Source organism: Micromonospora acroterricola (assembly GCF_003172955.1).
GTDB lineage: Bacteria > Actinomycetota > Actinomycetes > Mycobacteriales > Micromonosporaceae > Micromonospora > Micromonospora acroterricola.
Map to the genome: position 1 here is coordinate 24,907 of NZ_QGKR01000224.1, position 11,644 is coordinate 36,550.

At 73.2% G+C, this 11,644-nt stretch carries 8 protein-coding genes and 1 pseudogene; 3 read left to right on the forward strand and 6 right to left on the reverse strand.

The window, feature by feature from the left end; genetic code table 11:
* Window positions 1-60: 60 nt before the first annotated feature.
* Genes DKT68_RS19205 through DKT68_RS19220 form a run of 4 tightly spaced genes read right to left on the reverse strand, consistent with a single transcriptional unit; the run spans window position 61 to window position 5,714 of the window.
* A complete protein-coding gene (locus tag DKT68_RS19205; RefSeq protein ID WP_109818793.1) occupies window positions 61-498 on the reverse strand; it encodes a hypothetical protein in 438 nt (145 codons plus the stop codon).
* Window positions 491-4,951, reverse strand: coding sequence for a toxin glutamine deamidase domain-containing protein (locus DKT68_RS19210; RefSeq protein ID WP_109818794.1), 4,461 nt, complete (start codon window positions 4,949-4,951; stop codon window positions 491-493). Before DKT68_RS19210 ends, DKT68_RS19205 begins: the two co-directional genes overlap by 8 nt.
* 11 nt (window positions 4,952-4,962) lie before the next feature.
* Entirely contained in the window at window positions 4,963-5,295 is a 333-nt protein-coding gene (locus DKT68_RS19215; RefSeq protein ID WP_109818795.1) for a hypothetical protein, read from the reverse strand.
* Window positions 5,292-5,714 carry a YbaB/EbfC family nucleoid-associated protein gene (locus DKT68_RS19220; protein WP_109818796.1) on the reverse strand — a complete coding sequence of 141 codons (423 nt, stop codon included), beginning with the start codon at window positions 5,712-5,714 and terminating at the stop codon, window positions 5,292-5,294. Before DKT68_RS19220 ends, DKT68_RS19215 begins: the two co-directional genes overlap by 4 nt.
* A 78-nt stretch (window positions 5,715-5,792) precedes the next feature.
* On the opposite strand from DKT68_RS19220, the gene DKT68_RS19225 reads away from it, so the two are divergent.
* A complete protein-coding gene (locus DKT68_RS19225) occupies window positions 5,793-7,034 on the forward strand; it encodes an SUKH-3 domain-containing protein (protein WP_109818797.1) in 1,242 nt (413 codons plus the stop codon).
* On the opposite strand, the gene DKT68_RS19230 is transcribed toward DKT68_RS19225, so the two are convergent.
* Window positions 7,031-8,470 (reverse strand): aldehyde dehydrogenase family protein, encoded by a 1,440-nt coding sequence (locus tag DKT68_RS19230; protein ID WP_109818798.1) that lies wholly within the window; start codon window positions 8,468-8,470, stop codon window positions 7,031-7,033. The two genes, DKT68_RS19225 and DKT68_RS19230, sit on opposite strands and share 4 nt — an antisense overlap.
* Window positions 8,471-8,613: 143 nt before the next feature.
* On the opposite strand from DKT68_RS19230, the gene DKT68_RS19235 reads away from it, so the two are divergent.
* Together DKT68_RS19235 and gabT are read left to right on the forward strand one after the other, a co-directional pair.
* Window positions 8,614-10,050: a gamma-aminobutyraldehyde dehydrogenase gene (locus DKT68_RS19235; RefSeq protein WP_109818799.1), complete on the forward strand. Its 1,437-nt coding sequence runs from the start codon at window positions 8,614-8,616 to the stop codon at window positions 10,048-10,050.
* 3 nt (window positions 10,051-10,053) lie between these two features.
* Window positions 10,054-11,325, forward strand: coding sequence for a 4-aminobutyrate--2-oxoglutarate transaminase (gene gabT / locus DKT68_RS19240; RefSeq protein ID WP_109818800.1), 1,272 nt, complete (start codon window positions 10,054-10,056; stop codon window positions 11,323-11,325).
* A gap of 48 nt (window positions 11,326-11,373) precedes the next feature.
* Here gabT and DKT68_RS19245 read toward each other — a convergent pair.
* Window positions 11,374-11,644, reverse strand: a pseudogene (locus tag DKT68_RS19245) (septal ring lytic transglycosylase RlpA family protein); the annotation flags it as partial.

Here is an 11,644-nt window from a genome sequence, read left to right on the forward strand (position 1 = left end):
CCCGATCCGGGTTGGCGGTCGCACGGCCGACCGATCAGATGGGGCCGGCCTCACATCCACCTAGCTCGCCGCCAGTTCGGGATCCGCGGCCGGATCACCAGCCTCGCGGAGCTGCTCCTCGAACAGCACAAAGGTGCGCCGTCGGATGCCGGTCACCAGGGCGACCTCCTCCGGCGTCGGGTACCGCCGCTCTCGGGCCTGTGCCTCGTTGATTGCCCGTACCGTCTCGTAAAGGGCGTGGATCGGCCCTTCACCGCGGAGGCAGTAACCGCGCTCGTACTCGGTCTGCTGAATGAACTCGTCCCTCGTCAACTGATCAATTTCATCGCCGCCGACGAACAGCAACGTGTCGATGAGCTCGTTCGCCGGTGCCCAGCCCCCGGTGTCCCTCGAGAGACGCCAGGCAGCCAGACCACCATCCGCCGTCTCGACCAGCTTGACTGGTGCGTCGTAGTAACTGAAGAACGCCGGAGGCACCAGACCCCCCGTGTCACCCATCGTCCAAGGTCTCCTCGTCGTAGCCAAGAGCTCGCCAGAAGGCTGCCTGTTCTCTTCTCAAGAGTCCAATTCGCAGCGCGCGCTCAACTGCCGTCAGGGGCCGACCATTCACCTCGGCCAGTGCGTCGACATCGCGCCGGACCTCGTAGAGAACATGTTCCCACTTTGCTACATCGTCGAGTACGGCGAGGTGAAGGCGAAGTTCGGCAACGTGCCCGTTCGACATGCGCAGCCGCAGCAGCACATCGCGGTACCCACTACTCAACGGACGTAGGAATCGGTCCTTGATATCCAGGACCACGACGTCGGGATCCTGCGCCAGCTCACTCAACGTCAGATAGAGGTCGTCGATCGTCTGGAACTCGAGCTTCGCAGCGGCGAGGTCCCTCAGACGGGAAGCGTCGCCGCCGTACTCGACGAGCTTGTCGAGGACCCGTTGATGATCCTTCGGGCTGGCCCGCCAGCCCGGCTGGGCTCGCTCACCAGCCAGCCGTATGACAAGGCTGTTCAACTCGCGTTGAGCTGTCTCGGCTTCGACATACAGCTGCCGCAGGTAGGCGGATCGGTACGCGTCGTCACCCAAGCAGGACCGGTCAAAGCCGGGTTGAATGTCTGGCTGCCGGCGGGCAGCCAACTCGCTACTCACGTGAGCCTGCCGCGGAGTCAGGAGGGTGGGCCGGGCGGTTGGCTTACCCTTCGCAATGACGGAGTCGGCACCGCGTTCCGCGATTTCAATCAACACCTCGCGGAGGATGTCGATGGCCTGTTGGTGACTTGCCAGGTGGTACAGGGTCAGTGATCGGGCGGTCAGTGCGTTCGCCAGCTCCGGGGTGGTGAGCATGATGCGCACCAGGTCCGGTTGCCGCGCTAGGTGCCGGACCAGGGATTCGGCCAGTCTCGGCTCGGTCGGCGGCGGCTGCCGCCATGCGCTGTCCAGCATGCCGCGGACACGGACGTCGGCAAACAGGCGCGCTAGATCCCGAGCTGCCTCCTCGTCCAGCTCCGGCAGCAGCCGGCGAAGTGTCGGCGGGTCAACTGCAGCCGCGAACTCGGTGGGGCTGACCCCGGCCGCGAAGACCTCGTCCAAACTGCCCGCCCGCAGGAACGCCTGAGCCGAGTCACCTGCCGTCGGCTCATTCGGGCCAGGACCGGGTGCGCGCGTTGGTTTCGCCGCTCGTTCGAACGGCGCACCGGCCGGCTCGGCGTCCCGAGACGAGGACGAGGTCGCGGAACCCGGACCGTCCAACAGCAGGTGCATCCGGTTGATGTACGGGTCGCCGTGGCCGCCGTCGTCGCGTGCCGGCGGGTGGTCCGGCAGGTCGGGGCGTTCGCTGAACCGGCCCCGGGGCAGCCCGCCGAGCGGCATCGGTCGGCCGTCCCCGCCCAGCACCAGCGCGTCGATACCGATTACGTCGGGGTACAGCGGCCGGTCCCGGACGAGGCCGGTCTGGGGGTCGACGTAGAGCACCGTGCCGTTCTGGTTGAGCGCGACCCAGGCGTGCGAGCCGCCGTGCGCCCACTCGGTGATCAGGAACGCGTAGCTGCCGTGGCCGCCCAGCAGCAGTTGGTCGTGCAGGTTGGCGTACCCCCGCCGGGCCTCCGTTGGGTGTGGCTGTTCGCCTGCGGGCGGGGCGAGGAGCTGCTGGAAGCGTCCGCCGGTCACGTCCTCGACCCGGCCTGGACCGCCTGCCTCGCCCCGGATCGGCCGTCGGGTGTCACCGTCGAGGTAGCCGTCGAAGGTGCGGGGCGCGGACACCCGGGGTCGCCCGTGCACCCAAGTCTCGAACAACGACAGGGTGCAGTCCAGGCAGTTGATGCCCCGGGTGGCGTCGGCCCGGGGACCACCGTCGTTCAGCAGGCGGAACCAGCCGCCCCGGCGGGGGTCGGCGGTGCGGGTGACGGTGCCGTCCGGCGCGCGGGGCATCTGCCGTTCGACATCGACCTGGTGCAGGGCGAGTGGCGGTCGGAGCCCACCGGGCCGCCCGTACGGCCGGGAGTCGTCGATCGGCGGGGGCACGTCGTCGCCGGTGAGCACCGACCGGTCGACGGTCTCCACCGCGCCGAGGGCGAGTGCGCCCACGTCCTCGTTGGCCTGCCGGAAGTGGGTGTCGCCGATGTCCACGACACGGGGCGCCGTGGTGCCGGCCAGCACCGCGTCGGCCAGGTCATGACATTCGGCGTACGCGCGCATCTCGTCGTACGCGGTCCGCTGCCAGCCGTCGGCCCAGCTCGCGTGCCCGGCTTGGCGCAACTGTCGGGCGTAGCTGGCGTACTCGGCGGCCCGACGGTCGTGCTCGGCGGCCAGGTCGCGCAGCCGGCTGGCCTCGGCCTGCCGGCGGTTGTTCTCGAACCAGGTCCGCTGGGACTCGTAGTAGCCCTGGTAGCGGCGCCGCTCGACGGCGTCGGCCTCGGCGGCCCACCGGGCCGCGTACCAGTCGCTGCTCTCCGGTGCGGGCAGCGACGGGTCGTCGGAGGCCGCCACGTCGGCGGGGATCGGTGCGCGGCCGCGCGCCGGATGGGCGGGTACGCGGACGGGCGGGAGCGCCTCCCGCGTCCGGAAGCGCGATGGCACGGCGGACCGACCAACGGCGGAGCCGAGGGCCGTGCCGCCCCAGGCGCCGGACACCGACGTCCCGGGCGTGCCGACGGTGCTGGACGGCGCGCCGGCCGCCGGGGCGGTGTGTGCGACCGGCGGCGGACCGGTCACCGTCGGGGCGACCGCCACCGGGCCAGGCGCAACCGGCGGCGCCACACCGGTGACGCTCGGGGCGACCGCCACCGGGCCGGGCGCGACCGGCGGCGCCACACCGGTGACGCTCGGGGCCACCGCAGCTGGGGTGATGGGCGGGACCGGCGGCGCCACACCGGTGACGGTCGGGGTGACCGCAGTCGGGGTGGTGGCATGCGGGCTGGCCGGGACGGCGCCGGCTGCGGGTCCGCTGGCCGGATCGGGGGCCACCGGCGCGGCGACCGAGGAGAGCGCGGGATTGGCGGTCGCCGGGGAGAGCGTCGGATCTGTCGCGACCGGCGGCGACGGGCCGTTCCCGTCCGACGACGTGGATCGGGGCAGCCCACCCACGTCCGGCACGTTCAGGCCCGACTGCGTCGGCAGTTCGCCGCGCGGCGACGCGGGATGGTCCGGCGCCACGGGCGGCGCGACGGCCTCCGCCCCGGCCACCGCCGGCACCTGCGCCGGAACCGCCGGAGACGCAGCCACGGCGGTCGAAGCCAGGGCGGAGGAGGCCACCCCGGACGAGCCCGCTGCGGAAGGGCCCACCGCAGGGGAGCCGAACGTGGACGAGCCCGCGGCAGAAGGGCCCACCGCAGGAGAGCCGACCGCGGACGAGGCCGCCTCCGGAGGCGCCACCGCTGCGGACGCCTCCGGCGAGGCGCCGACCGGTGGAAGCGAGGGTCCCGCGAGCGAGGCACTGCCGAGTGCGGCGGCCTGCGCGTCGAGGCGGGCGTGCAACGCGCGGTCGGCCTGCCCGGTCGCCGAGCCGGTGGCCCCTGAGGCTGCGGCCCGCACGGCGTCCTCCACCGAGGTCAGGCCCTGGCCGGTGGCGAGGCTGGCGGCGCTCTCGGCGAGCACCTCGCCGGTCATCTCCCGGCCCAGGTGCTCGCCGACCCGCGCCGTGCGCCCGGTCGCGTGGCGGCCCAGGCCGGCCAGTGGTGCGACGGCCCCACCGGCCAGCCCGCCGACCGCCGATGCGCCGAGGTCGGTGAGGTCCACCCCGTGCGCCCGGCCGGTGGAGTTCTGGTACGCCTGGGTGGCGAGGGTGACCCCGGCCTCCTCCCCCGCCTCCTCCAGCCCTCCACGGGCGGCCCGCGTGGCGAGCCCGCGTACGCCGCCCCGCGCGACCTCCTTGGCCGCCCGCTCGCCGGCCTCCTTGAGCCCGTGCCGGAGGGACTTGCTGGCCAGTTGACCCATCAGTCGCTTGGCGATCTGTTGGATCAGCAGCCGGGTCGCGGTGATCGCCGCGCCCGCGGCCGGGGATGCGGCGCCGGCGGTGAGCAGTGCCGCCACGGCCACCGACAGCAGCTCGATGACCAGGATGCCCAGCTCGATCCAGACTTCCAGCTTGGCGCCCTCGATGTCGCAGCCGCACTCCTCGACCAGCCGACCCAGGTCGGCGGTGACGGCGAGCAGCACCGGCAGTGGTGCGTCGTCGCCCTCGGCGATCCCCCGCCAGGCGGCCTCGAAGGCGGCGTCGACCATTCCGACACCGCCGTATCCGCTGCGGATCTCGGCGGCGGCCGCGGCGGCGTCGGTGTGCGGGCCGGCGAGCACGGCGGCAACCCCGTACCACCGGTCGGCGACGTCCCAGACGGCCCGCTCGTCGCCCTCCGGCCACTGGACGCCGACCGCCCAGTCGAGGGCCTCGTAGATCCAGCCGGGCACGTCCCAGGGTGCGTAGTCGAGGGGATGCGGAACCGGGCTGGGCAGCACGCTCATCCGGATCGCCGTCAGCGCTGGTCGGCGGCCCGGCCGAGCCGGGCGGCGCTGGTGCCGTCGGTGTGCACGCTCGCGTCGACCGCGCCGATGACGTCGGTGCCCAGTTCGGTGAGTCGGTGCCCGACGCCCGTCCAGGCCCGCAGCACGGTCTGCTCGATGCCCCGGTAGTTGCGCTCGAACGCGGCGCCGATGTCGTCGCGGCCCCACGGCCGGGCGCCGCTGGCGGCTTCGATCTCGCCGCCGTCCGCCGCGCGGCGGGCCGTCACCGCCTCGCCGGCGAGGGCCAGGTCGGCACCGCCGCGTCGAGCGCGGGACGGATCGAGCCAGAGCTGCCCGTCGGTCATGCCGACCCCTCGGGCCGCCGGAGCACGGCGTCGGCGCGGCCGAGCAGCGCGCCGTAATCGCCGCTGCGCAGGAACTCCGCCGATCCGGAGCCGGTGGGCATGCTGCCGGCCACCAGCTCATGGGTGGCCTCGGTGGCTGCGGCCGTGGCCGCGCGCACCGTCTCGGTGACCTTCCGACTCAGCGCCTCGGCGTCCCGCTCCCGGTAGACGGCCGAATCCAGCTCGACCGCGATGAGTTCGCCCCGGGCTCCGACGGTCGCGCTCACCTGCCCGTCGGCGGACCGCCGGGTCACCCGCAGCTCGGCGAGCCGCGTCCGTAGATCGTCCAAGTTGGACCTGAGCTGCTGGTACTGGCCGTAGACGTCGTCGAATCGGGCTCGTAGCTCGCGATTGGCGTCCCGGTCCACGCGTTCGCTCACCGCCGTTCCTCCCGTCACCGTCGGTAGGCCGAACCATACCGGCCGCCACCGATCCGTGTAGTCCGGTAGTTTCGGTGCGTGATCGACCGTCAACAGGCCGAGCAGCTCGCGGCCGTCTGGGCCCGCCGGGATTCGCTGCGCCTCGGCTACGAGTGCACGCCCACGGTCGACGAGTTCGACCTCGGTTACGTCATCCTGTCCACTGTGTCCACCCGGGAGCGGGCGGTCCCCGGCGACCTGCCGACCACCGTGGTCGACAAGGCGACCGGCGAGGTGACCACCTGGCCCCGCGTGCCGGCCCAGGTGGTGGCGGAGATGTACCGGCGCAGCCGGCCCGACGGTCCCACCGCTCCCCGCACCGTCGAGCCGGAGAGCCGGCTGCTGCGGGAGATCCACCGGCTACCGACCCCGGACACCGTCGCCCACCTGACCGTGGGAGGCCGGATCTGGACGGCTCAGGGCGCGAAGGGCGCCGTGCCGCTGCGCCACCATCCGCTCGTCCGGGCGTACCTGGACGGGTTGCCGGCCGGCGAGCTGGTTCGCGGGGGCGACGGGCACGCGGAGCTGATCGTCGTCTCCGACGTGCTGCACGAGTACGACCACCGCCGGGCCGCCGAGGGCATCGCCCCGATGGGTCCGGGCGAGGCGGCGACGCTGCTGGAGGACGCCCGGTTCGAGACCTTCCGGGTCCGTGAGCCGGGCGACCCGGCGGGCGGCAACGCCGACCGCCCCTGCGACTCGTGCGTCAACTTCCTCGTGCACGCCAACGTGCTGCCGATATCGCAGCGGGCCTTCTCCCAGCCCTGGCACCCGGAGGCCGCGCCCGACCCCGACCCGGGCCGCTTTCCGCCGGAGGTCGCCAACGCGCTGGTGGCGGCCGGTTGGCGACCGCACGTCGGGGACCAGCTGATGGCCGCCGCGGCCGTGCGGGACGTCACCGCCGTGCCGGGGCGGGCGCACCGGCACGAGGTCTTTCCCGCCGCCGTGGAGGCGCTGACCGCGTTTCCCAGCCTGGTCGGCGCCCGGCGTGGCCCGGGCGAGCAGGTGTGGATCTCGCGCTTCGACATCCGCCCGCACACCATCGCGCACACCGCCGACACGCTCGCCGACTTCGGCGCCGTGCTCGGGGTGCGGCTCTTCCCGATGGGCACCGAGCAGCAGGACAGCATCCTGGCGGTGGACGAGCGCGGCCGGGTCTTCGCGCTCGACCAGGCCGGTGAGTGGTTCCTCGGCGACACCATCGACGCCGCGCTGACCACGTTGCTGCTCGGCCGTGCGCCCGCCCGCGTCCGCGACGACGGCACCTGGCAGGCCGGCTAGAGCGCCAGCCCGGTCAGCACCATCACCCGCGGCTCGGTGTAGTCGTCCATCGCGCTACGCAGCCCCTCCCGGCCGACGCCGCTGCCCTTCACCCCGCCGTACGGCATCTGGTCCGCCCGGTAGGACGGCACGTCGCCGACGATGACCCCGCCCACCTCCAGCGACCGCGCGGCGGAGAAGGCCACGTCCAGGCGCCGGGTGAACACGCCGGCCTGCAACCCGTACGCCGAGTCGTTGACGGCCGTGAACGCGGCCTGGTCGTCGGCGACCGGGGCGACCACCAGCACCGGCCCGAACACCTCCTCGGCGACGACCTTGGCGTTCGCGGGCACGCCGGTGAGCACCGTCGGTGGGTAGGTGGCGCCGTCACGCTCGCCGCCCACCTCGATGGTGGCGCCGGCCGCGACCGCCTCGGCCACCCACGTCTCGACCCGGCGGGCCGCGTCCTCGGACACCATCGGCCCCACGTCCGTCAGCTCCGAGGTGGGGTCGCCGGTGCGCAGCGCGCGCACCGCCGCCACCAGCCGGGGCAGGAGGTCGGCGAAGAGCGCGTGGTGGACGTACACCCGCTGGACGGCGATGCACGACTGCCCGGCCTGGTAGTTGGCGAAGGTGGCGATCCGCTGGGCGGCGAAGGTCAGGTCCTCGTCCGCAGACCAGTCCGCGCAGATGACCGCCGCCGCGTTGCCGCCCAGCTCCAGCGTCACGTGCTTGTCGGGCGCCTGGCGGCGGATGGCCGCGCCGACCGGCCCGGACCCGGTGAACGACACCACCGGCAGCCGGGGGTCGGTGACCAGTTCGGCGGCGCGGTCGTTCGGCAGCGGCAGGACCGAGAACATGCCGGCCGGCAACTCGGTCTCGGCCAGCAGCTCGCCCAGCAGCAACGCGGACAGCGGCGTCGCCGGGGCCGGCTTGACGATGATGGGCGTGCCGACCGCGATGGCCGGCGCCACCTTGTGGGCGACCAGGTTGAGCGGAAAGTTGAACGGCGCGATGCCCAGCACCGGCCCCTTGGGCACTTGCCGCACCAGCGCGATTCGTCCACTGGCGGCCGGGTCGGTATCGAGGCGTTGCAGTTCCCCGGAGAACCTGCGGGCCTCCTCGGCGGCCCACCGGAAGGTGGAGACGGCCCGCCCGACCTCGGCGCGGGCCCACTTCACCGGCTTGCCGTTCTCGGCGGTGATGAGCGCCGCGACCTCCTTGGCGCGTTCGGCGAGCCGCCGGGACACGTGGTCCAGGGCGGCGGCGCGGGCGTGCGCGGGCAGGGCCGCGGCCTGCGCGGCCACTGCGGCCGCGGCGGCGACGGCGGCCTCGACCTGGTCGGCGGTGGCGAGGGTGGTACGCCCCACCGGCCGGCCGTCGTACGGGTGGTGGACGGTCAGCTCGCCCTCGCCGTGGGCGGGGCGGGACGCGACGAAGAAGGCTGCGGGCTCCACGCCGAGCAGCGTAGACGAGAGAGCAGCCGACGGAAACAGTCGCCGGAGCCCTTGTCTGCCGCGAATTCAGTAGCGAAGATGGCAGACAGATTGCGATAACCGCCGCAGAACCGCACCCCCGGCCCCCTCGGAGAGATCCAGTCATGAGTGACCAGCAGCAGCTGCGCAACTTCGTCAACGGCTCCTACGTCGACCCGGCCGACGGCGGCTACGCCGACCTGATCAACCCCTGCACCGGCGAGGTGTTCGCCCAGGCCCCGGTCTCCGGCGCCGCCGACGTCGACGCGGCGATGTCCGCCGCGGCCACCGCTTTCGAGAGCTGGCGGGAGGTGACCCCGGCCGAGCGGCAGAGGGCGCTGCTCAAGCTCGCCGACGCCGTGGAGGCCCGGGCGGCCGAGCTGGTCGACGCGGAGGTCCGCAACACCGGCAAGCCGCGCCAGCTCACCGCCGAGGAGGAGCTGCCACCGGCGGTGGACCAGTTCCGCTTCTTCGCCGGCGCCGCTCGGCTGCTGGAGGGGCGGTCGGCCGGGGAGTACATGGCCGGGCACACCTCGTACGTGCGGCGTGAGCCGATCGGTGTCTGCGCCCAGGTCACCCCGTGGAACTACCCGCTGATGATGGCGGTCTGGAAGATCGCCCCGGCGCTCGCCGCCGGCAACACGGTGGTGCTCAAGCCGTCGGACACGACGCCGGTGTCGACGCTGCTGCTCGCGGAGATCGCCGCGGAGTTCTTCCCACCGGGGGTGTTCAACGTGGTCTGCGGCGACCGAGACACCGGTCGTACCCTCGTCTCGCACCCGACCCCGCAGCTCGTGTCGATCACCGGCTCGACCCGCGCGGGCATGGAGGTCGCCGCCGCGGCGGCCCCCGACCTCAAGCGGACGCACCTGGAGCTGGGCGGCAAGGCCCCGGTCGTGCTCTTCGACGACGCGGATGTCGCGGCGGCGGCGGAGGCGATCGCGGTGGGCGGCTACTTCAACGCCGGGCAGGACTGCACGGCGGCCACCCGTGTGCTGGCCGGCCCCGGCATCCACGACGACTTCGTGGCGGCGCTCGCCGAGCAGGCCCGCTCGACGAAGACCGGCGCACCGGACGACGCTGACGTGCTCTACGGCCCGCTGAACAACGCCAACCAGCTCACCCGGGTCAGCGGCTTCGTCGACCGGCTTCCGGACCACGCGGCGATCCAGGCCGGCGGGTCGCGGCAGGGCGAGCGCGGCTACTTCTACGCGCCGACCGTGGTCTCCGGGCTGCGCCAGGCCGACGAGATCATCCAGGACGAGGTGTTCGGGCCGGTCATCACCGTGCAGCGGTTCTCCGACGAGGACGAGGCGGTGCGCTGGGCCAACGGCGTCGACTACGGCCTGTCGGCGTCGGTCTGGACGAAGGACCACGGCCGGGCGATGCGGATGACCCGCCGGCTGGACTTCGGCTGCGTCTGGGTGAACACCCACATCCCGTTCGTCTCGGAGATGCCGCACGGCGGGTTCAAGCACTCCGGGCACGGCAAGGACCTCTCGGTCTACAGCCTGGAGGACTACACCCGGATCAAGCACGTCATGCACAACATCGAGGGCTGACCCATGCCGAGTTCGGAGGAACTGCACAAGCGGCGCGGGGCGGCGGTTGCCCGGGGTGTCGGCAGCGTCGTCACGTCCTACGTGGACAGCGCCGGTGGCGGGACCATCACCGACGTCGACGGCCGGGAGTGGATCGACTTCGCCGCCGGCATCGCGGTGACCAGCGTCGGCAACTCCGCGCCGAAGGTGGTCGAGGCGGTACGGGCGCAGGTCGAGCGCTTCACCCACACCTGTTTCATGGTCGCGCCGTACGAGTCGTACGTGGCGGTGTGCGAGCAGCTCATCGCGCTGACGCCGGGCGGGTTCGAGAAGCGCTCGGCGCTGTTCAACTCGGGTGCCGAGGCGGTGGAGAACGCCGTCAAGATCGCCCGGCACGCCACCGGGCGGCCGGCGGTGGTGGTCTTCGACCACGCGTACCACGGCCGGACCAACCTGACCATGGCGTTGACCGCGAAGAACATGCCGTACAAGCACCGGTTCGGGCCGTTCGCCGGGGAGATCTACCGGGTGCCGATGTCGTACCCGCTGCGCGACGGCGGGCTTTCCGGCGCGGACGCGGCGGCGCGGGCGGTCGAGATGGTCGAGAAGCAGGTCGGCGCGGAGAACGTGGCCGCGCTGCTGATCGAGCCGATCCAGGGCGAGGGTGGTTTCGTGGTGCCCGCGCCGGGTTTCCTGCCGGCGCTGCGGGACTGGGCGACGGCGGCCGGGGTGGTGTTCGTCGCCGACGAGATCCAGACCGGCTTCTGCCGCACCGGCGACTGGTTCGCCTGCCAGCACGAGGGCGTAGAGCCCGACCTGGTCACCCTGGCCAAGGGCATCGCCGGCGGCCTGCCGCTGGCGGCGGTGACCGGCCGGGCCGAGCTGATGGACGCGGTGCACGTCGGCGGGTTGGGCGGCACGTACGGCGGCAACCCGATCGCCTGCGCCGCCGCGCTGGCGACCATCGAGACCATGCACGAGCTGGACCTGGCCGGCGCGGCCCGCCGGATCGAGGCCGTGCTGGCGCCCAGGCTGCGGGCCATCGCCGAGCGGGACCCCCGGATCGCCGAGGTACGCGGGCGGGGCGCGATGCTCGCCGTCGAGCTGGTGCAGCCGGGCACGCTCATCCCCGACCCGGTGGCCACGGCGGCGATCTCGGCCGCCTGCCACGCCGCCGGCCTGCTCACCCTGACCTGCGGCACGTACGGCAACGTGCTGCGCTTCCTGCCCCCGCTGGTGATCTCCGACGCCCACCTGACCCGGGGCGCCGACATCCTCGACGCCGCCTTCGGCTGAGCGAAGGAAGGGCCCCTTCGCGCGGAGGGGCCCTTCCTCACGGCGGTGTCAGCGCAGCACCTCGACCGTGTTGCGGCGGACGAGGTTCTTGCCCGGCTCCCGGATCTGCTCCATGGCGGCGCTGTTGAGCAGCACGCAACTGCCCGACGGACCGGTGACCGTCACCGTGGTGACCTTGTTGTTGTCCAGGTTGGTCACCCGCAGCCGGGTGCCCGCCGGGAACTGGCCGCTGGTCGCCGCCGGCGCTCCGCCCTCGGCGAAGAAGGTGATCGCCCCCGAGCAGGCCGAGCGGGGCGCCGGGCCGGGCGCTCCGGGAGAC